This window comes from Paraburkholderia sp. GAS206C (assembly GCF_050435645.1).
Lineage (GTDB): Bacteria > Pseudomonadota > Gammaproteobacteria > Burkholderiales > Burkholderiaceae > Paraburkholderia > Paraburkholderia phenazinium_B.
Window position 1 is genome coordinate 360,886 of record NZ_JBNDKR010000008.1, and the last position, 20,174, is coordinate 381,059.

General features: G+C 60.3%; 16 protein-coding genes and 1 pseudogene. 9 read left to right on the forward strand and 8 right to left on the reverse strand.

Translation table 11 applies throughout. The annotated features are described in order from the left end of the window. Window positions 1-410 precede the first annotated feature (410 nt). The 3 genes from P3T20_RS23770 (at window position 411) to P3T20_RS23780 (ending at window position 2,176) form a co-directional block, all read left to right on the forward strand. Window positions 411-1,283: a hypothetical protein gene (locus P3T20_RS23770; RefSeq protein WP_074267700.1), complete on the forward strand. Its 873-nt coding sequence runs from the start codon at window positions 411-413 to the stop codon at window positions 1,281-1,283. 90 nt (window positions 1,284-1,373) lie between these two features. Next, complete coding sequence (locus P3T20_RS23775) at window positions 1,374-1,790, forward strand: MarR family winged helix-turn-helix transcriptional regulator (protein ID WP_429288049.1); 417 nt, start codon at window positions 1,374-1,376, stop codon at window positions 1,788-1,790. Window positions 1,791-1,891: 101 nt separating this feature from the next. Further along, window positions 1,892-2,176 (forward strand): hypothetical protein, encoded by a 285-nt coding sequence (locus P3T20_RS23780; protein WP_074267698.1) that lies wholly within the window; start codon window positions 1,892-1,894, stop codon window positions 2,174-2,176. A gap of 110 nt (window positions 2,177-2,286) precedes the next feature. Here the strand turns inward: P3T20_RS23780 and P3T20_RS23785 are convergent, their stop codons facing one another. Next, window positions 2,287-3,831: an MFS transporter gene (locus P3T20_RS23785; RefSeq protein ID WP_074267697.1), complete on the reverse strand. Its 1,545-nt coding sequence runs from the start codon at window positions 3,829-3,831 to the stop codon at window positions 2,287-2,289. Between the two features lie 124 nt (window positions 3,832-3,955). Between P3T20_RS23785 and P3T20_RS23790 the strand changes: the two genes are divergently transcribed. Further along, window positions 3,956-4,861 (forward strand): LysR family transcriptional regulator, encoded by a 906-nt coding sequence (locus P3T20_RS23790; RefSeq protein WP_074267696.1) that lies wholly within the window; start codon window positions 3,956-3,958, stop codon window positions 4,859-4,861. Between the two features lie 4 nt (window positions 4,862-4,865). Here the strand turns inward: P3T20_RS23790 and dhaK are convergent, their stop codons facing one another. Both dhaK and P3T20_RS23800 read right to left on the reverse strand, forming a co-directional pair. Then, complete coding sequence (gene dhaK / locus P3T20_RS23795; protein ID WP_074267695.1) at window positions 4,866-6,572, reverse strand: dihydroxyacetone kinase subunit DhaK; 1,707 nt, start codon at window positions 6,570-6,572, stop codon at window positions 4,866-4,868. Between the two features lie 216 nt (window positions 6,573-6,788). Beyond that, window positions 6,789-7,913, reverse strand: a complete 1,125-nt coding sequence (locus P3T20_RS23800) for a branched-chain amino acid ABC transporter substrate-binding protein (protein WP_074269337.1) — start codon at window positions 7,911-7,913, stop codon at window positions 6,789-6,791. A 334-nt stretch (window positions 7,914-8,247) separates the two neighbouring features. Here P3T20_RS23800 and P3T20_RS23805 point away from each other — a divergent pair, with 334 nt between their 5' ends. Together P3T20_RS23805 and P3T20_RS23810 are read left to right on the forward strand one after the other, a co-directional pair. Continuing rightward, the gene (locus tag P3T20_RS23805) at window positions 8,248-9,342 is read left to right on the forward strand and encodes a GlxA family transcriptional regulator (protein ID WP_074269336.1); all 1,095 of its coding nucleotides are present in this window, start codon (window positions 8,248-8,250) and stop codon (window positions 9,340-9,342) included. 87 nt (window positions 9,343-9,429) lie between these two features. Continuing rightward, entirely contained in the window at window positions 9,430-10,425 is a 996-nt protein-coding gene (locus P3T20_RS23810; RefSeq protein WP_074267694.1) for an asparaginase, read from the forward strand. 37 nt (window positions 10,426-10,462) lie between these two features. Here the strand turns inward: P3T20_RS23810 and P3T20_RS23815 are convergent, their stop codons facing one another. After that, on the reverse strand, window positions 10,463-11,455 hold the full coding sequence (locus P3T20_RS23815; protein WP_074267693.1) for a hypothetical protein: 993 nt from the start codon (window positions 11,453-11,455) through the stop codon (window positions 10,463-10,465). A gap of 386 nt (window positions 11,456-11,841) precedes the next feature. Here P3T20_RS23815 and P3T20_RS23820 point away from each other — a divergent pair, with 386 nt between their 5' ends. After that, window positions 11,842-12,504: a hypothetical protein gene (locus P3T20_RS23820; protein ID WP_074267692.1), complete on the forward strand. Its 663-nt coding sequence runs from the start codon at window positions 11,842-11,844 to the stop codon at window positions 12,502-12,504. Window positions 12,505-12,514: 10 nt separating this feature from the next. On the opposite strand, the gene P3T20_RS23825 is transcribed toward P3T20_RS23820, so the two are convergent. Next, a complete protein-coding gene (locus P3T20_RS23825) occupies window positions 12,515-14,320 on the reverse strand; it encodes an ABC transporter transmembrane domain-containing protein (RefSeq protein WP_074269335.1) in 1,806 nt (601 codons plus the stop codon). 180 nt (window positions 14,321-14,500) lie between these two features. Between P3T20_RS23825 and P3T20_RS23830 the strand changes: the two genes are divergently transcribed. After that, window positions 14,501-14,716, forward strand: a complete 216-nt coding sequence (locus P3T20_RS23830; protein ID WP_074267691.1) for a hypothetical protein — start codon at window positions 14,501-14,503, stop codon at window positions 14,714-14,716. 123 nt (window positions 14,717-14,839) lie between these two features. Here P3T20_RS23830 and P3T20_RS23835 read toward each other — a convergent pair whose 3' ends face one another. The 3 genes and pseudogenes from P3T20_RS23835 to P3T20_RS23845 all read right to left on the reverse strand — a co-directional run bounded on the left by P3T20_RS23835 (window position 14,840) and on the right by P3T20_RS23845 (window position 19,007). After that, complete coding sequence (locus P3T20_RS23835; protein WP_074269334.1) at window positions 14,840-16,030, reverse strand: porin; 1,191 nt, start codon at window positions 16,028-16,030, stop codon at window positions 14,840-14,842. Between the two features lie 406 nt (window positions 16,031-16,436). Then, window positions 16,437-17,762: pseudogene (locus tag P3T20_RS23840) on the reverse strand (dicarboxylate/amino acid:cation symporter). 78 nt (window positions 17,763-17,840) lie between these two features. After that, window positions 17,841-19,007 (reverse strand): mandelate racemase/muconate lactonizing enzyme family protein, encoded by a 1,167-nt coding sequence (locus P3T20_RS23845; protein WP_074267689.1) that lies wholly within the window; start codon window positions 19,005-19,007, stop codon window positions 17,841-17,843. A 115-nt stretch (window positions 19,008-19,122) separates the two neighbouring features. Between P3T20_RS23845 and P3T20_RS23850 the strand changes: the two genes are divergently transcribed. After that, window positions 19,123-20,034: a LysR substrate-binding domain-containing protein gene (locus P3T20_RS23850; RefSeq protein WP_429288050.1), complete on the forward strand. Its 912-nt coding sequence runs from the start codon at window positions 19,123-19,125 to the stop codon at window positions 20,032-20,034. Window positions 20,035-20,174 lie beyond the last annotated feature (140 nt).

Sequence of the window (20,174 nt, forward strand, 5' to 3'; positions counted from 1 at the left end):
TGTTGCCACAAGAACGGCTAAATCATGGATTTCGGAGTCTTGCACCATATTTCGATTTTGAAAGCCTGGAGAACCTGCGCGCGAAGCCAACCAGGTGGTCCGCTTTGGCGATTTGATTTCGAAGCATTTCTTGAGGTGCTTGCAGCGCCCAGCCAGCCGGCCCGTGCCGCGTACCGAAGCGCTAGCACCGGCGCGACTCTGCCCCCTTCGAGCGGCGCGCGCGGCACGCGTTTTCTCGCGAAGCGCTGAAACTTTCGGTAAGACTCTTGAGTTCGTGACGCGGCGCGCTTCATGCACTATGCCGCTGGAATCGACCGGGCGGCGCAGCCATGTCCGCTTTCGATTTTGACTATGGGGATTCCCCTATGCATCACGCCGTCCGGCTCATTTTCTGACCGTCATTTCCAGCCATGCAAGTTGTCGTGTGCCTGACCTCGTTCAATCGCATCGATTGCGCGCGCATCTCCATGGAGATCATCAAGCTCAACTGGGCCTACAAATGGCCTGTGGTGCATGCCTGTTCGGATGACGGCTATACGCGTTATATCGAAGACGTCCTCGTCAAGCGCGAGCCGCGGCCGCTGACCTCCGGCGCCGCCGATCTGCTGCTCGCCTCGGTCACGGCGGCCATCGACCGCTTTCAGGCCGATTACGTTATCCACCTCGAAGCCGACACCTGGATATTCGATCAGAACGTCATCAGGCGGTACCTCGAGAAGCTCGCGGAAAAACCTCATGCGATGATCGCCGCCTCCTCCTGGAGCACCGATTGCATCCCGCAGTGGAAACGCTCGCCGTTGCTCGGAAGGCGGCTGCGCGCCGGCCTCGCTAGCGCCATCAGGCCGCTTGGATTCCGCTATGGGATTCGCGAGAGAAAGTCGCTCTCCACCCAGTTCTTCATCGCGAGGGCAACGCCCGCGTTCCTGGACATGCTGTCAGGGATGCGCGTGAAAGACGGCGACTTTCTGGAGAAGGAACTGTATGCGGCAGTGGTCGAGCGCTTCGGGCGGCGCGCGATCATCAACATGCCGGAGCGCGAGCCGGTCCATCCGCACTTCCGGCACGCTTGCGAGCCGCTCAGTCTGTTCTGCCAGCATTGGCCGAGCGCGGAAGACGCTCCGACGGATCGAACCCATCCGGACCTTACGCAGGACGACCGGCTGCGCGGAAAGAAGGAATGCCTGGCGACGGCGCCTTTGATGCGCCGTGGTCCGTACATGGAGCAACTGCTCAACAGCAGCGATTTGCGCTATTACAACGGCAACGCCAAGCGGTCGGGCTAACGCGCTCAACAAATACCAGGGTGGATTAGCGTCGCCCTCGCCTGAAAACATTAGTTGCCAAGCTAATCATATTGCGCTTTAATACGCTCCATGTTCGATCATTGCCTTTACTTCAACTCCGTCGCCCTTGGCCGCCTGGTCGAGCGCGAATGGACTATTGCCTACGCCGGCTTTGGACTCACACCGGCGCAAGGGTTTGTGCTGCGTGTCGTGCTTGCAACCCCAGGTTGCTTGAGCAGTCAGGTGGCCGATCTACTGGGCATCGCTCGTCCCACCACTACCCGTCTCATCGACAACCTTTGCGACAAGGAGTTGGTGGAGCGGCGTCAGGGTGAAGCGGACGGCAGGGAATGGGGCGTGTACCCCACCCGCTCGGGCAAGGCACTCGAGCGGCCCATTAACGAGGCGAGCGCGGACATTGCCAAAGCGTTGCGCCGGAAAATTGGGCCCGGCTTGTTCGAATCCGCTGTCTCTACCATGCACGACGTCCGCAAGGCACTCGATTAGCGCAGTCCGTTTGTTCGGTTGTCCATTTTCCTGCGCCAATCATTGTTTGCTTATTTTCCATCGCAAATGATTGCCTTGCCAATCAAATTGAGGAAGCCCGAATGGAAAAGCTTGCGGTACAGCGTCTGAATGTCTGTGAGGCTTCTCAGCGAGGCGCGCTCAAGGCGGAAGGAAAGCGGCACTGGACGGTTGGCATCGCGATTACGCTAGCTGCGATTGCCTTGTTTGCGATCGCTGCTGTTTTAGCGGCTTCAAGCGTGCCCGCCAACAACGCCTTGTGTCTTCAGAAGGTTGCAAACGATGAGCACGTAAGCCTTGACGCGTTCTTTCAGAACCCCGCACGACAGGACGCGCTAGTGGAGGCCGCTACCCTATGTTCACGCTAAACCGCAAGCGAACCGCAAAACGAGGCAGGCGGCGCGGAAAGCCCGGCGATGATCAACCGGCTTGGCGCGCTGCAACAGCCCGCTCGACAGGTTAGCGTTTTGGCGACCCGTTATGCGACATAGTTCGCTGCCCTGCGCTGCCGCACACCAGGACCGAACGTCAAGGCGCTAAGCAGCGCTAAAGCCCAAACACCGAGACCACCATAGAGCATCACCAGACCAAACCCATGCACGAGTGCGGCATGAACGATCGCGCCATGCGAAGCGATCGTCGCAAGTACCGCATCATGGTTTAGCAAACTCATGTCCCCTGCGGCTACTTTTTCGGCGAGCTGCTGCAATTGTCCCTCGTCGGCAATCGCCGCAAGCGCATGTTTCAGGTACGACAGCACACCTTCAAGAAGAATAAACCCCATCACGGCGATGTTGATCGCAAGCGTGATCAGCCGCGCACTCATGTCGATGCCAGAAGCCATCCCCGCGCGGTCCGCAGAGACTGCGCCAGTGGCCGTGTTCGTTACCGGCGTGTTGGTCAGACCCAGCCCGATCCCGGACAACAGGCAGCCGGGCAACATCGTGAGCCAGTTCGCATGCTCGGCACTACTGCCGAACTTCATCAGGATGAAGCCGAGGCCGATTGTGAACATGCCAAGCGGAATCACCCTGCGTGCCTCGCAGCGAAGCACGAGCCGCTCGGCTAGCGGCGGAACGACCAGTGTGGGCAAGGTATAGGCAAGCAGCGACAGCCCGGCGCTAACGCTCGCATAGCCCAGACCCCCATGAAAATAGATCGGCAGATAGATCATGAACGGCCAGAAACTGAAATTCATCCCCATCGAGCCGAACAGCGCGCCCGAAAAACTGCGGATGCGCAGCACCGAGAAATCGAACATCGGCCGCGCACTGCGCCGCTCCACCACCAGGAACGCGATGAAACTCAACACCGCCACGGCAATGATGCTGATTGCAGCGACGCTCCCGAAACCCAGATCCGGGCCTTGCGTAATGTAGTAAACGAGACCGAAGCACGCCACGGAAAGTGTGACGACGCCCGCCACATCCAGACGTTGCGCCTCCGGATCGCGCGACTCCTGCACGCCGGCGAAGACCAGGCCCAGTGCCACGAGCGAAACAAAAACGTGGATCAGAAAAACCCACTGCCAGTTCGATACCGCGACGATCACGCCGCCAATGATGGGACCGAATCCAAGTCCAATGCCAAGGATGATTCCCCAGGCTGCAAACGCCCTGCTGCGCTCGCGGCCTTCCTGAAACTGATGCGAAAGCACCGCCACCTGGCAGATCAGCATGGCGCCCCCGCCGATCCCTTGCAGAAACCGGCTCACGATCAAAGCCGACACGCTCTGCGCGATGCCGCAAAGCAACGACGTGATCGCAAACAGCACGATCGTGGCGGCGTACACGCGCTTTCGACCGAAGCGATCCGCGAGTGCGCCGGTTGCCATCAACACGGTTGTGCACGCAATCGTGTACGCATTCATGATCCATTGCATCGACTTGAAATCACCGTGCAGCACGGTCTGAAGCGTTGGGAGAATGGTTGGTACGCTGGAAATTTCGAGGCCGAACATCAAAGAGGTCAGGCAAACCGCAGCCAGTGCGAGGGCGTTTCTCGGATTATGGGTGTGCGTCATGGGTACCGCCGGAGGTTGAGTAAGGTCCGATCGCGCTGGGCGCGAGTTCAGGATTAATATATCGGGACCACACTTCCCCATTGGCGAGAGTTTTTCCCGTGAATTATTCCTGCAGGGACCCAATATGACGGACCGGCTCGATGGCGTAACGACCTTCGTACAGGTGGTCGACGCGGGCAGTTTCACGCTGGCGGCCGAGCGCATGCACCTCACGCGCTCGGCTGTCGGCAAGGTGATTACGCGGCTCGAGACCCGGCTCGGCGTGCGCCTCCTGAATCGCACGACGCGCAGCCAGACGCTGACTGAAGCCGGTCAAGCCTATTACGACCGCTGCGTGCGGGCGCTGGCCGAACTGGAAGCGGCAGAGGCCGACCTGGAGAGTGAGCGCACCGACCCGCAAGGCCGCTTACGTGTCAGCGTGCCGATTGCGTTCGGCCATCAATGCGTCGCGCCCGTGCTGTTCGAACTTGCACGCCAGCACGCGCAACTGCAGATCGATATGTCGTTTACGGACCGGGCCGTGGATCTCATCGAGGAAGGGTTTGATCTGGCGGTACGCATCGGCGATCTGCACGACAGCACGAGTCTGGCCGCGCGCCGTCTAGGTGTGCAACATATGAGCATTGGCGCCTCGCCGTCGTATCTGAAGCAGTACGGCATGCCTGCGGACCTCGACGACCTCCACGGGCATGCCGGCATCGCCTATTCGCGCGGTGGAGTATCGGCGCCTTGGCGCGTGCTCGATAGCGACGGCCATCAACAGGAATTGCGCATCACACCGCAACTAAGCCTCGACGACGTCCAGGCAATCGCAGACGCCGGCATTGCCGGCTTCGGCCTCGTGCAATTGCCATGCTGGTTGCTGAAACGCCACGTGCAGACAGGTGAGCTCGCCGTCGTGAGAGAGCGCTGCGGCGTGCGGGCGCAGGACATCCACGCGGTGTGGCCGAAGACGCGTTATCTGCCGCTCAAGACCCGTTGCGCGATCGATGCCCTCGTGGCAGAAATTCCGGACATGATTCGCGCCTGACGCACTAGCTACCCTGCAACGCTGTCCGTATTGCAGCAAGCCAAAGTCCCACTGCGTGCGCACCAGGATCGGCGAAACCGAGCGCGCGCTTGCCGACATAACTGGAACGCCCTAGCCGCGGACTCATCGATGCCGTCTGCTCCGCACCAGCTTTGGCTGCATTGACCGCGGCCAGCAACGCAGCGTCGACATCACCCGAATGCGCGAGCGCGCCTTGCAACGCTTCGGCAGCAGGCTGCAGCGCATCTACCATCGTGCGATCGCCAGGATGCGCGCCGCCGAGTTCCATCAGCGCCGCGACGCCCGCGCTAAATGCGTCTGTCCAACGCTTTGCATCGGCCCCGGTGGATTGATCCAGCACACTGCCCGCGCGCAGCAACATGACGGCATAGAGCGGCCCCGAAGTCCCACCCACGACGCGCCGGACTGTTGCGGACACGGCCCGCAATACCGCACCTGACGCCGTCTCTGCCGGGTAGCTGCCGATTTCCTGAAGGATGCCACGCGCGCCGCGTGAGAGACTGATGCCCAGGTCGCCATCGCCCACGCGTTGATCCATCTCGGTCAGGACCGGTTCCGCATCGATCAGGCACGCGCAAACCGCTTCGATTACACGGCGCAACCGGGATTCGCGGGCGAGCCGCGCGTCGTGGTTCTCACGAGGCGCGGTCGGCGCGTCTTTGATGGACGCCCGTGCAATATGGCCGCTCAAAGCGGGCCAAGCCGACGTATGTGCAGGCGCGTCGAGCCACGCAAGCCGCTCATCGTCGAGGCGTAATAAGGTCAGCGAAACACCGGCCATTTCTAGCGCGCTCAAGAAAGTGCCAGCCCACGCGCGCTCGACGTTGATGTGCCGCTCCCCAAGGTAGCGCAGTGCTGAAGCGGCCACAATGCTCAACTCGCTCTGCGGCGTGCCACCGAGATTGTTCACCAGCAACGCGACCCGCTCGCTCGTCTGCAGCGCAAGGTCGTCGACGATTTTCGTCAGCAGCCTCGCGACGATCGCATCAGCGGACTCCAGCGCGCCACGTTCGACGCCTGGCTCGCCATGGATCCCTAGCCCCCACTCGATCTCGCCATCGGCCAGCGTAAAACCCGCCTTACCTGCCGCCGGCACAGTGCACGGCGTCAACGCCACGCCCATGGTGCCGAGCTTGCTGGCGGCCTCGCGAGCCACCTGGGCCACTTCTGCCAGCGGACGTCCCTCGGCGGCAGCCGCGCCCGCAATCTTGTGAACCAGCACCGTGCCGGCCAGACCGCGCCGGCCGGCGTGCTCACCGCTTGCTGCCAGCGCGACGTCGTCCGCAACGATAACCATCTCGACCTTGGTACCTTCTGCGCGTGCGATCTCCGCGGCGAGGCCGAAATTGAAGCGGTCGCCCGTGTAGTTCTTGACGATCAGCAGCACGCCTGCGGGACCCGCTACAGCGCGGATTGCGTCGAGCACAGCATCCGTCGACGGCGACGTGAACACTTCACCTGCTACCGCTGCGCTGAGCATGCCCGCGCCGACATAACCCGCGTGTGCCGGTTCATGACCCGAGCCACCACCGGAAATCAGCGCGACCTCGCCGCGCCGGGCGGCCGCTTCTGCGTCAGCACGCACGATGATCGTGCCGCCCTGCAGCAAGGAAAGGTTGGGGTTGAGCGCAGCGAGTCCGTCGAGCATGTCGGGGACTACCGCGGAAACATCGTTGATGAGCTTTTTCATATGCGCCAGCTTCCTTGTAGGCCGCGGGCCCTGTCTCCATCACGAGCCGGTCGCGGCTGGGGTTGCGAGTCTGTCGAGAAACAGTTGCAAACACATCACCGGAAACCGGACTTTACCGCGCCTCGGCGTATAGCGTCGAATTGCACGGCAATGCAGGAAACCAGGACCACGAAAAGAAGCTGGAAACAAAGCGGAGCATAGACCCCAACCAGACGCTCACATCTTCACCACCGTAAGCAGGGTCTGCTTGCCGCTCTTGTAGTCATAGAGCGAGATCGCACCCTGCTTCAGATCGCCATGCGCGTCGAACTGGGTACGGCCCAGTACGCCGACAAAATTTGCCGCCGGCATCGCCGCGAGAATGCTCGCGGGCTGCGTCGAATTCGCACGCTTCATTGCATCGACGATGATGTACACGGCGTCGTAGGCAAACGGCGCATTCAGCTGCACATGTTGATGAAAACGTGCTTCGTAACGCTGCTCGAATGCAGGGCCATCCGGCATCTTCTCAAGCGGCATGCCGGCAATCGAGCACACGACATTGTCGGCGGCGTCGCCCGCCAGCTTCGCCAGCGAGTCGGCACACAGACCGTCGCCACCCAACACCCGCGAAGTAATGGCAAGCGCACGCGCCTGCTTGGCAAAGGGGCCGCCAGTGGCATCCATGCCGCCATACATGATGATGTCCGGATGCTCACCCTTGATCTTCGTAAGAATCGAACGGAAATCGACCGCCTTGTCGGTGGTCGCGTCGTGCGACAACACATTGAGCCCATCTGCCTTCGCCTGTTTCTCGAACTCGTTGGCGAGGCCCTGGCCATAGGCGGTTGCGTCGTCAACGATCGCTACGGTTTTCGCCTTCAGGTCCTTCTGTGCGTAATTCGCCAGGGCTGGTCCCTGTTGCGCATCCGTCGCCACCACCCGGTACGCGGTCTTGAAGCCCTGTTGCGTGTACACCGGATTGGTCGCCGAGGGCGACACTTCGACGATGCCGGCATCGCTGTAAATCTTCGACGCCGGAATCGTGGTGCCCGAATTCATATGACCAACCACCGCGGCGACATGATCGTCGACCAGTTTTTGCGCCACCTGCGTGCCCTGACGCGGATCCGAAGCGTCATCCTGAGCGTCCAGTTCCAGGGTCACCTTGTGGCCGTCGATCACCAGTCCTTTCGCATTGATTTCTTCCACGGCGAGACGCGCGCCGTTTTCCGTGTCTTTACCCCACTCGGCGTTCGGACCGGTCAACGGTGCGACGTGACCGATCCTGACCACTTCGTCCGCACGGGCCAAACCTGTGCCCGCCGTAACCAGCCCACCCAGAATGCCGACCGTCGCCATACGACGAAACCCTGCGAACATGCTCATACCCCACCCGCCATAGTGTTGGTTCAATCAGGAACGCGCTGCGCGAAGCAACTGACAAACACCTGCAACGGGCCACGATGGCCTTGCGCGTTCACCTACCCCAGCCAGGCTCGCCAGATGCGATATGGCTTAAGGGTTAGGGCGAATGTAGTCAGAACGAAAAGATCGGCATTGAACCGATCGGCCCGAAAACAGAAGAATTGCGGCAGCGCGGATTACCCTTATTGATGCGCCCAGCCAGCCTTATACTGGCCGTGTTCAATTGTTTGTTCTGCTCAAGTTCCGTTTCTTCGATCAGGAAATCGTCATGCGCCAGACCGATAATGCAATTCGCAGGGACGATTGTCCCGCGGGCCGTGAGCTGGTCGAGCATCTGGATCACGCCGCGGACATGCCGGAGCAGCGCGGCAACCGCTCCAGCTCTGCGGAGCTCAACGTGGGTTTTCTGCTTTGGCCGCGCTTCCCGCTGCTCTCGCTGGCCGGGCTGTGCGATGCGCTGCGTCACGCCGCCGATCTCGGCGACCAGAGCCGGCCCTTGCGCTGTTCATGGACCATCATCGGCGAACAGAACGAGGTAGTCGAGGCGAGTTGCGGCGTGACCGTAACGCCGCAGGCTGCATTTCCGCCAGTGGAGCAGTTCGATTACATCGTGGCAATTGGCGGCTTGCTGCCGCATCTCGACGACGCCCATCCATGCTATTGGGATTACCTCCGGCAAGCAGATCGAGCGGGGATTCCGCTAATCGGCATGTGCACAGGCAGCTTTGTGCTGGCGCGCGCGGGGCTAATGGAAGGCCACGTGGCCTGCGTACACAGCTTCCATCTTGAGGATTACCAGCAGATGTTCCCCGCGCTGCGCGTCATCACGCACAGTGACTACCTGATCGACGGTAATCGCATCACCTGCGCCGGCGGCATCTCCGTTATCGAACTGGCGACTCGTCTGATCAGCCTGCATTGTGGAGCCGACCGCGCGTCGAAGGTGATTCATCAGATGACAGTCAGCCGGCAAAGCGGTACCTCATTCGTCGAACGGCGTCGCGCGCTAGGCTATCTCTCCGTTGAAGACGTGACGGTGCGGCACGCGATCATCCTGATGGAGGAGAACCTCGAAGCACCGCTGAATATCGCCGTAATCGCCAAAATGAGCGGCACCAGCGTGCGGCAACTCGAACGCGCTTTCATGACAGCCATGAAAACGTCGCCTAACGAATTTTATCGGCAGATGCGCCTGCGCTACGCACGCTGGATGTTGCTCAACACCGCCCGACGCGTCACCGACGTCGCGTACGAGTGCGGCTTCGCCGACTCCGCACACTTTATTCGCGTGTTCAAGGAAACCTACGGCGTGACGCCCGGCAAACTGCGCGCCTCAGTTGGGGCGCCCGCAACGGAGGCTTGACGGTAGCCCGCCCCCTGTCGCTTTTCTTCTATTTTTCTGCAGATTGGTGCAATCGCAGTGCCCGGCTTTACCCGTACATTGCCTGTCATGAAAGACAAGGCCCACATCGTCGTGATCGGTACAGGCGGCACCATCGCAGGACGCGGCGCATCGTCCGTCAACACATCGGACTATGCGTGCTCTGTTCTATCGATCGACGAAGTGCTATCGGGTATCCCACAAGCGCACGCTATTGCGCGCGTAAGTGCGGAACAACTGATGCAGATCGGTTCGGAGAACTTCTCAACCACGCATCTGCTGACACTCGGCAAACGCATCGATACGCTGCTCAAGCAGGACGATATCGACGGCATCGTGGTGACGCATGGCACCGACACGATCGACGAGACCGCTTACTTTCTGCACCTGACGTTGAAGAGTTCAAAGCCCGTGGTGGTAGTCGGCTCGATGCGGCCACCGTCTTCGCTCAGCGCAGATGGCCCGTTGAACCTGTATAACGCGATTCTCGTCGCCGGCAGCGAAACCTCTCACGGCAAGGGCACGCTGGTCGTTGCGAACGATGAGATACATAGTGCGCGCGATGTCGTCAAGACCAGCACGTTCAAGCTCGAATCGTTCCGCTCACCCTATGGCCCGCTCGGATATGTCGTCGAAGGCAGCCCGCGCTATTACCGCACGCCGGCGCGCCGCCATACGCTCAGTACCCAATGGTCGATCGATGCGATAGACGAGTTGCCGGAAGTCGGCATTGTCTATGCACACGGCGGCATCGATGCCGCCGTGATCGACGCCACCGCGCAATCTGGCGTACGAGGCTTGATTTACGCGGCTACCGGCAACGGCAATGTCGCGGCGCATGTCGTCGGCGCGCTGCAGCGGGCAAGACGCCGCGGCGTGCAGATCGTGCGAGCCTCGCGAACCGGCAGCGGCATCGTGATACGCAACGCCGCGCAACCGGACGACGAGTACGACTGGCTCGTCGTCGACGATCAGGTGCCGCAAAAAGCGCGGCTTCTGCTGATGCTCTCGCTTGGCAGCGAACAACGCAGCGCGGATCTGCAGGACGCGTTCTACCACTACTGAAGCGCAACCAGCCGCTGCGGCCTGCACGGATTCCCGCTCAGCTTCCAGTCAGTTGCTCAAGACTGTCTACATTCTCCGAATACGTCCCCGTCTGGGTGCCCACGGTAACGACAACATTCACCGACGACGCCCCTGAAGCCGTAATCGTTTCAACCGCGCCATCGTCCGTCAGCTGAATCACTCCGCCTTCCAGGTTGCCGTTGCTGATCGTAACCGCAGTAGGAGTGGTGACCCCGAAGGAAATCACCGCGTCGCTCGCCTGCACGCTGATCGCGCCGCTGGACGACAGCGTGTCGCTAGACGGATCTACGCCGTGCAGACGCGAATAGGCAAGCGCAGTAATCGTGATGGTGCCGCTGACGTTTCCAGAGCTCGCCGTATGCGTAATGGCCAGCGTGACCGTCGGTGCGCTTGCGGTCGTCGTGGTGGCGCCCGTGGCGGCATCGTAGCTCATTGAAAACGTTACCGTCCCGTTGACTGACGTGACGCCGTCGGGCGAAGTCAAGGTCAGGTTGTTCGCGGTTTCAACGGCGGTGTACGACCAGTCCGCCGAATTGTTGCCCACCACACCCTGCGCGCTTTGCACCTGCACCGTCACCGAACCGCTGACCGACGCACTGCTCGATACGGCTGGAGCCTGCACCTGCCCCACGCACTGGTTGAAGGTAACTGTTGCCGTCTCCCCGCTTTGCAGACCGGATGCACCTGCGTTCTGCGTGGCGATGTCGATCGAGCCACTGCCAGGACACAACTTGGTAGTTGTGGCCGCGCTCGACGTGACACCGGTCACCAAGGACTGCACGACTGACGAATAGATCGCGCCCACGCCGGGACCGGACAGAATTCCGAAGGCCGCCGCATAGCGGGCAACCGGTTCGCTCTGCACTGCCGTCGAGAGTTTTAGCTGGTTCGAAGCAGCGGTACTGCTGGCGCTACCCGACCCTCCGCCACCGCCGCATGCACCCAACAGGGCCGATGCCGCGATAAGCGCGACTGCAGCGAATGACCGTGACGCCTGATACAAAGACATGCTTGCTCCACTCAAAAATGCCGGCGTGCACACGGTCCCGCCACTCGCAAACGAAGGCGCTCGTGCGCCGCGTTTAATCAGACAAATCGGTTCGTCTGCATGTCCGTGTGTGCGAAACGGACGAACCAATGAACAGAGTGATTATCGAAGCGAGGCGTCGTCGGCAATCTCACGAACAGGCCTTAAAAAGCAGGTCTAATCTGCGCAGGCGAATCGATCATTTAGGATTCCGGCAATACTTACCCGCAGAAAATTCCGGTTGCGCGAAGTTCGACTTCACGAATCAGAACTGCTGTGTGATTTCCCCGTTGTTCATGCATTTGAACTCGCCGCTCGAACCGTAAAGTCTCTTCCACAAGACGGATTTCGTTTACGGAGAAGGCGCGGTGAAACAGGTAAAGAATGCTGCTCTCGCAGCAGCAACGGTAATACTCGCGGCAAGCGCAGCGAGCACGGTAAGTGCGCAGGAAGTGTATGTTCAGGGTGGCACGCTGGGCGCCGGCGTCGGCGCTGCATTGCCGCTCAGTTCGTGGGCCGGTGTGCATGCCGAACTCGAAGGCTTCGGTCTCTCGCATTCGGTCACGGTGGACGGCAATGTTTACGATGGCCGTCTCACGCTGTTACAGGGTGGGCTGTACCTCGATCTGTTTCCGTTTTCGTCGAGCGGCTTTCGCGTGACAGCCGGCGCGCTGATCAACAATGACGAGTTGAAGGCGCACGCTGTCGCCAACTCGGACGGTAACTACAAGATCGGGAATAGTTACGTGCCCGCCGTCGGCGCTGCTCCATCCGCAACCGCCGAATTTCCGCACGTGATGCCGTATCTCGGCATCGGTTACGGGCACAAGCCGGTTTCGAAGGGCTTTGGGGTGACGTTCGATCTGGGCGTGGCCTATGGACGTCCACACGTCGACTACAGCGTGCCGCAGATCTACACACTGTTCACGACCCAGGCGAACATCGATCAGGAAGAGCAGAAGCTCAATAATGACGTAGCCCGTTACAGGTGGTACCCGGTCGCGCAGATCGGTGTGACTTACCGGTTCTGAGTTGCGCGCGTTATCCGAAGTCCGGTTGATGACTCCCAGCCGCCGCCGTCTGCGCCAGCGGCTCACCAAACTGCAACGCCGCTAGCTGGGCATAAAGCGGCGAGCTCAGAAGAAGTTCGGCATGACGTCCCTGCGCAATGATGCGTCCATGTTCCAGCACGATAATGCGGTCGGCCTGCTGAACGGTCGCTAGCCGGTGAGCGATGACCAGCGTGGTGCGGTTTTGCGCGGCATTGTCCAGCGCCTTCTGCACGAGACGTTCGCTGGCGGCATCGAGTGCGCTGGTGGCCTCGTCGAGCAGCAGGATGGGCGGATTCTTCAGGATCGCACGAGCAATCGCAATGCGTTGCCGCTGTCCGCCGGAAAGCCGCACACCGCGTTCACCGAGAAACGTGTCGTAGCCCTGCGGCAGTTCTTCGATAAAACCCGCCGCAGCGGCCATTTCCGCAGCGCGCTGAACTTGCGCGAGCGTGGCCTCGGGCGCGCCGTAGCGAATGTTATCAAGCACGCTACCCGAAAAGATCACCGATTCCTGTAGCACCACACCAATCTCACGGCGCAGTTCATCGAGCGGCACCTGTCCCGTAGGGACACCGTTGATCAGAATCGTGCCGCCCTGTGGGTCGTAAAAGCGCAGCAGCAATTGGAACAAGGTGGTCTTGCCGGCGCCGGACGGTCCCACTAGCGCAACATGCTCGCCCGCGCGCACGTGCAGCGAGAGCGCGGATAGCGCAGCGATGCCGGGGCGTGACGGATACGAGAAGCTCACGTTGTCAAAGCGGATGCCGTCCCCGCGCGCCGGCAATGTGATAGTGGACTCGGCTTGTACCACTGGCGAGCGCGCGGCCAGCAGCTGCAGCAACCGCTCAGTCGCGCCAGCCGCGCGCTGCAGATCGCCCCACACTTCCGCGATCGCCCCTACCGCGCCAGCGGTGAACACCGCGTAAAGAATGAACTGGGACAATTGGCCGGCCGTCATGCGCCCGGCCAGCACCGCCTGCGCCCCGAGCCACAGCACGAAGACAATCGCGCTGAACACCAGCACGATCACCACGGCGGTCAGCCACGCGCGCGCCCGGATACGCGTGAGCGCAGTTTCGAAAGCCACTTCCACCGCGCCGCCAAACCGCTGCGCCTCGAAAGGCTCCTGCGTATAGGACTGCACAGTAGGCATGGCATTGAGTACCTCGCCCGCCAGTGCGCTCGTGTTCGCTATCTTGTCCTGACTGGCACGAGAAAGACGCCGCACGCGCCGTCCGAAGATGACGATAGGTGCGACCACTACGAGCAACGTAACGATGATATAGCCCGACAACACAGGACTGGTCACTACCAGCATCGCTACGCCGCCGGTCAGCATGAAGAAGTTGCGCAAGCCCATGGAAAGGCTCGTGCCGACCACGGCCTGGATCAACGTGGTGTCAGCCGTAAGCCGCGACAGCACTTCTCCGGTCTGCGTGGTTTCGAAGAACTGTGGGCTCATCCCCAGCACGTGCTCGTAGACCGCGCGCCGCAAGTCCGCCGTTACGCGCTCCCCTAGCCACGACACCAGATAGAAGCGCAGCGCCGTCGCGGCAGCGAGAATCAGCGAAACGAAGAACATCGCGAGGAAATAACGATCGATGTGCACGCGTTCGCCGCTCGCAAAGCCACGGTCAATCAGGTATCTGAACGCCACCGGCAACACCAGCGTCGCACCTGCTGAGGTGATCAGAGCGAGGAACGCGAGCGCCCAGCGCCCGGCATACGGACGCAGGAAGGGAAACAGGGCAAACAGCGGCGCGATACGCCGTGAGGCCGGTGCAGGGTCTGGCATGAGGATTCCCAAGGGATCGAAGATCGCCTCGATTGTGCCAGTCCCTGCCGATTTGAAGTTGTTCCCCCGCGAAAAGACTGACGCCGCCCAGAAGATTGCCAGCACCCCGGCAGCGCCCGCTTGCTGTGAACGTCCAGAAGGATCAAGATCGGGGCGACACATTCCTCGCAAGTCATTCCCATGACAGACCTACCCGATCCTGATCCCGACGCCGATAGCGATCCCGACAAACTGAAAGGACCTGGCGGCATGTCGTTGCGTCAGATCCACGAACAGGTGCAAAAGAGCGTCGAACGCGATCGCGAAGCGCGCGCCGGCCATGATGCCCAGGCCATGCCGCGCAGCAGATGGCAGCGTTGGGTGCGGTACGTGTGGGGGCGTAGCGGTCGCCGCTAAGCGTTCAAGCTCAAAGGCTCGCGGCCCCCATATCGGCCGGCGAGCGGAAGTCTGCAAAAAATACACGGCCCCGCAGCACGCCTCACGGCGCCCTGCAGGGCCGTACCTACACGCTAGCTACGATCAGAAGCGGTGCTTCAGACCAACCGCCACAACAACCTGCGAGTTATTCGACGACGGATCCAGACTGTAGACGCTGGCGTCGAACGCTGCATTGCCGTTGCCGCCGCCAACACGCTGATACACGCCTTCCAGATAGACATCCGTGCGAGCCGAAAGGAAGTAATCGGCCTGAGCCATCACCTGGTTCCAGTGCGGCGTGGCCGACGTAAAGCCCTTCGTCGCGCCGCCGAAGCCGCCCGTCGTGTACGTGTACGCAACGCCCAGGCTTAAGTCCGGCATCACGAAATAGCGGCCGTTGATTTCGAAGTTGTCGAACTTGATATAGCTGCCGCCGATCGCACCCGTAGACGTGCTGCCGCCCTGCCAGATGCCCGTCACGTTGTCGGTGACAGAATGCGTCCACACCGCGCCAACGGAGGACTTGCCGAACTTGTACTGGACACCGGCACCGTAGATCTGCTGGCTGCCGCCCGTCGTGAGCTGGTCGCCGTCGCCCGTGCTGACTGCACCCGTTGCGTTCGCCAGTGCGGACTGCGCCGTGCGGTTGATCTGCAGGTATGCGGCCGCGACGTTGAACGGACCATACGTGTAGCTCGTACCCAGGCTGTATGCGCTGTTGTTGGCAAAATCACCCGCCTCGCCGGAGAACGCATACATCGCGCCTGCCTTGAAGCCGCCAAACGAAGCGCTGCTGAACTTGACCGAGTTGTTCAGACGCAAATCGTTGTTCAGGTTGTCGTTGTCGTACACGTGCGACGCAAGGTTGCCGCCGAAGCCCGAACCCGTCGCGCTCAAAGGTGCAACGTAGTCGACCATGAAGTCGTATTGACGACCGAGTGAGAGCGTGCCGTACTGTTCCGAACGCAGACCGACCCAGGCTTGCCGGCCGAACAGGTCGCCACCGTTCTTCAGGGCGCCGCTGTCAACGTTAAAACCGTTCTCGAGCCAGAAGACCGCGGCAAGCCCACCGCCAAGATCTTCCGAGCCGCGCAGACCCCAACGCGACGTGAAGACGTTGCCGCTTTGCATCGACCAGGAGCTGGCGCCCGGTGATGTGGCGCTCGATTCCGACACACGCGCGTTGTTCTGGTAAACGACGCCGGTATCAATGAGCCCGAAGAGCGTGACGCTGCTTTGCGCGTGTGCCGCTCCAGCCAGAAGCATGGCCGACGCAGCGGCCAGATATCGCATCTTGATCAAAACCTCACCCCATATTCAAGTTCGTGTTTCCCATCTGGCGATCGGCGACCGCCATGAAAACGGGTGGAGTATAGGGTTGAGCCCAATTGCAATGAATGCACAAATCGTGGAAATCAGCCTTCCTGTTTTTGAGGGCAAAAATTCATAAAACTTTAACGTTACTGAATTCAATGGCTATTGACGCGCCTACTCAAGGGACAACATTAAATGTGCATCTCTCAGGGAGAGATATCGCCGGTCGATGACCCGGGCAGCCGCTTCCCTCATGTCGCAATTTAGCTACAGGAAGCGCTGCATATTCTCATAAGACTCAATTGAACCAAAGGACGATCGTCATTTGAAATTTCAGCGTCGGCCAACTGAAATTTAGAAAATAAAGTCATTTATAAAATAAAATTTAATTTCTAAAAAAACTTTCATCTTTCAACGGTGGTGTCGAAGCCTCGATGTCAGTATCGGCATCACGGTCGAGCACCGCTCGCGCCGTCGTCATATCGAGCGCCCCCTCCCACCGCGCCACCACGATAGTTGCCACACCGTTGCCTATCAGATTGGTCACGGCGCGCGCTTCGTTCAGGAAGCGATCGACGCCTAGCAACAGTACCAGGCCGGCCACAGGAACCTTGTGCATGGTCGATAGCGTGGCCGCGAGTGCGACGAATCCGGCGCCCGCGACACCGGCTGAGCCCTTGGAGGTCAGCAGAAGCACGCTCATCACCAGCAACTGATCCCAGATCGTCAGGTGGATGTTCATGGCTTGCGCAATGAAGAGGGTCGCCATCGTCAGGTAGATTGCCGTGCCATCTGCATTGAACGTGTAACCGGTCGGCAATACCATTCCGACGACGGGCCGCGAACAACCCAGCTTCTCCATTTTGATGAGCATCTGCGGCAATACCGCTTCGGTGGAAGCCGTACCGAGCGTAATGAGGATTTCGTCCTTGATGTAACGGAGAAACTTCCACAAGGACAAACCACATAGCCGCATGACGGCGCCCAGCACGACGATCACGAAGACGATCGAAGTCAGGTAAAGGCAGAACATCAGTTAACCGAACGATGCGAGCGTGCCGATTCCGTACTTGCCGATCGTGAATGCCATGCCGCCGAAAGCGCCGATCGGTGCGACATACATGACAATTCGAACCACGCCGAACATGCCCTGCAGGAACATATCGAGCATGTCGACCAGCGGCGCGGTACGTGGCCCCAGTTTGGCAAGGGCGATCGCAAACAACACTGAAAAGAAGATGATGGGCAGCATGTCCCCGTTAGCGAACGCGCCGACGATACTGTTCGGCACGATGCTCATCAGGAAATCGAGCGTGCCGTGCTGCTGCGCCGCGTGGGTGTAGCTTGCAATCGACGCGCTATCGATATGCGCCGGGTCGATGTTCATCCCACTGCCAGGCTTGATGACGTTCACGACCAGCAGACCGATGGCGAGCGCGATGGTGGATGCGACTTCGAAGTAAAGAATGGCCTTGACGCCGACTCGCCCCGCCTCGTGAAGATCGCTCATGCGCGCAATCCCGACCACCACCGAAGCGAAGATGATGGGTGCAAGCGCCATCCGGATCAGCTTGATGAACAGGTCCCCTAACGGCTTGAGCTGATCGCCGGTCTCAGGATAGAAGTGTCCGACCAGAATGCCGGCGATGATGCCAATCAGGACCTGTACATAAAGCCTGGAAAGATATTTTCCAATCGTTGAAACCAGCATGTCTGTCTCCTGTCGTCCTTTTTGCTTTTTTGTGGACGCTGCGCCGGCGCTTTGAGCCGGCGCGGTTTCGCTAACGGCTTACGCGGAAAGCTTCTTCATCTCCGCAAAGAGATCGGCCTTGCCTTCAAAGCCGATACCCGGCAAGTCGGGCATGGTGATATGGCCGTTCTCGACCTTCACGCCATCCGGGAATCCACCATACGGCTGGAACAGATCCGGATACGACTCGTTACCGCCAAGCCCCAGGCCAGCGGCGATATTCAACGACATCTGGTGGCCGCCATGCGGGACGCAGCGGCTCGGCGACCAGCCATGCTGGCGAAGCATGTCGAGCGTGCGAAGGTATTCGACCAGCCCGTAGCTCAACGCGCAGTCGAACTGCAGCCAGTCGCGGTCTGGGCGCATGCCGCCATAGCGGATGAGGTTGCGGGCGTCCTGCATCGAAAACAGGTCTTCGCCAGTCGCCATCGGATTGGCGTAGTAGTTTCGTAGCGTCGCTTGCAGTTCGAAGTCCAGCGGATCACCCGGTTCCTCGTACCAGAACAGGTCGTACTGCGACAACGCCTTCGCATATTGAATCGCGGTGTCGAGATCGAAGCGGCCGTTGGCATCGACTGCAAGCTTCTGGCCGTCACCCAGCACGCTCAGGATCGAATCGATGCGACGCAGGTCTTCGTCGAGCGATGCTCCGCCAATTTTCTTTTTCACCACCGTATAGCCCCGGTCGAGATAGCTGCGCATCTCGTCCTTGAGCTTTCCGTGGTCCTGGCCCGGGTAGTAGTAACCGCCCGCGGCATAGACGAAGACCTTGCGATCGGGTTGACCATTGCCGTAGCGGTCGGCCAGCAACTGGAAGAGCGGCTTGCCTTCGATCTTCGCGACGGCGTCCCAGACCGCCATGTCGATTGTGCCGATGGCAACCGAACGCTCGCCGTGACCGCCCGGCTTCTCGTTCGAGAACATCGTGGCCCAGATTTTGTGGGGGTCGAGGTTATCCCCGGCGTCGTTGATAAGCGTGTCCGGAGCGGCTTCCAGCAGACGCGGAATGAAGCGCTCGCGCATCAATGTTCCCTGTCCGTAGCGGCCGTTGGAGTTGAAGCCGTAACCGACGACCGGCTTGCCGTCACGCACGACGTCGGTCACTACGGCGACCAGACTCAGCGTCATCTTGCTGAAGTCGATATAGGCGTTGCGGATCGGTGAGCTGATAGGGACGGTTTTTTCGCGGATTTCAACGATTTTCATGAGGGTCTCCTGGCGGCATCGCGCGTCGTCGATGCAACGGGCTGTAAGAGCCGCTAGGTTATGCCCTGCAAGTAGCGTTATGATTCACTGAAAGTCACTTCTTTATTAACTTACGGTGAAGACTGACCTCGCCTCCCACCTGCAGTTTTTCGTCCTGCTCGCACGCCACGGAAATCTGACCGCGGCCGCACGCGAACTCGATCTGACGCCACCCGCAGCGACCAAGCGGTTAGCTCAGCTGGAGGCGCGCCTTGGCGTGCGACTGGTGAACCGCACCACGCGCAGCGTCAGCCTGACCGCTGAAGGTGAAACCTACCTGCACCATGCGACGCGAATTCTGGCCGAGGTGCGGGAGATGGAAGATGCCGTTTCATCCAGCAGGTCGATGCCGCGAGGACTGCTGCGTGTGAACGCGACGCTGGGGTTTGGCCGCACCACGATCGCGCCGCTTGTTTCCGAGTTCGCAAAACGTCATCCGCATGTGGAAGTACAGCTTGACGTCACCGACCGGCCGATCGATCTCGTAGACAGTGGTGTCGATCTGGCCATCCGCTTCGGTTCATTGCCCGACAAGCGACTCAACGCGCGGCGCGTCATGTCGAATCGCCGATTCCTCTGCGCATCGCCACGCTATCTGGAGCAGCACGGCACGCCTGCGACGCTTGCCGACCTTTCCGATCACCAGTGCATCGTGCACCGCCAGAACGACGATGCCTATGGGATCTGGCGCCTGATGCACAAAGGACACCCCGAGGTGGTAAAGGTGCAAGGCATGCTGTCAAGCAACGACGGCGACATTGTGTTGGGTTGGGCACTCGACGGACACGGCATCCTGGTCCGCTCGGAATGGGACCTTGCGAAATACCTGGAGAGCGGACGACTGCGCATTGTTCTGCCAGAGTTTGTGCAGCCCTCGGCAGACCTCTTTGTTTACTATCCAAGCAAGCGCAATCAGTCCGCACGCGCCCGAGCGTTCGTAGACTTTCTGGTCGAACGATTTAAAAAGCCAGTAATACCTGCTGTTTAGGCCGCTTCTCTCCGACACCGGCGGACCGCGCCATAACGGTATGGTATCAATTAACAATCCTTAACGAACCCGGCCTCCCGACTGCTGTTCGTTGCCTTTAAACTGGGCTCTCCGCCGCGAAATATAACCAGACTAGCCTG

Excerpts from the sequence above, each read along its gene's own strand:
- P3T20_RS23770 (WP_074267700.1), top strand. The coding sequence starts at position 411 with ATGCAAGTTGTCGTGTGCCTGACCTCGTTCAATCGCATCGATTGCGCG.
- P3T20_RS23775 (WP_429288049.1), top strand. The coding sequence starts at position 1,374 with ATGTTCGATCATTGCCTTTACTTCAACTCCGTCGCCCTTGGCCGCCTG.
- P3T20_RS23780 (WP_074267698.1), top strand. The coding sequence starts at position 1,892 with ATGGAAAAGCTTGCGGTACAGCGTCTGAATGTCTGTGAGGCTTCTCAG.
- P3T20_RS23785 (WP_074267697.1), bottom strand. The coding sequence starts at position 3,831 with ATGACGCACACCCATAATCCGAGAAACGCCCTCGCACTGGCTGCGGTT.
- P3T20_RS23790 (WP_074267696.1), top strand. The coding sequence starts at position 3,956 with ATGACGGACCGGCTCGATGGCGTAACGACCTTCGTACAGGTGGTCGAC.
- dhaK (WP_074267695.1), bottom strand. The coding sequence starts at position 6,572 with ATGAAAAAGCTCATCAACGATGTTTCCGCGGTAGTCCCCGACATGCTC.
- P3T20_RS23800 (WP_074269337.1), bottom strand. The coding sequence starts at position 7,913 with ATGGCGACGGTCGGCATTCTGGGTGGGCTGGTTACGGCGGGCACAGGT.
- P3T20_RS23805 (WP_074269336.1), top strand. The coding sequence starts at position 8,248 with ATGCGCCAGACCGATAATGCAATTCGCAGGGACGATTGTCCCGCGGGC.
- P3T20_RS23810 (WP_074267694.1), top strand. The coding sequence starts at position 9,430 with ATGAAAGACAAGGCCCACATCGTCGTGATCGGTACAGGCGGCACCATC.
- P3T20_RS23815 (WP_074267693.1), bottom strand. The coding sequence starts at position 11,455 with ATGTCTTTGTATCAGGCGTCACGGTCATTCGCTGCAGTCGCGCTTATC.
- P3T20_RS23825 (WP_074269335.1), bottom strand. The coding sequence starts at position 14,320 with ATGCCAGACCCTGCACCGGCCTCACGGCGTATCGCGCCGCTGTTTGCC.
- P3T20_RS23830 (WP_074267691.1), top strand. The coding sequence starts at position 14,501 with ATGACAGACCTACCCGATCCTGATCCCGACGCCGATAGCGATCCCGAC.
- P3T20_RS23835 (WP_074269334.1), bottom strand. The coding sequence starts at position 16,030 with ATGCGATATCTGGCCGCTGCGTCGGCCATGCTTCTGGCTGGAGCGGCA.
- P3T20_RS23845 (WP_074267689.1), bottom strand. The coding sequence starts at position 19,007 with ATGAAAATCGTTGAAATCCGCGAAAAAACCGTCCCTATCAGCTCACCG.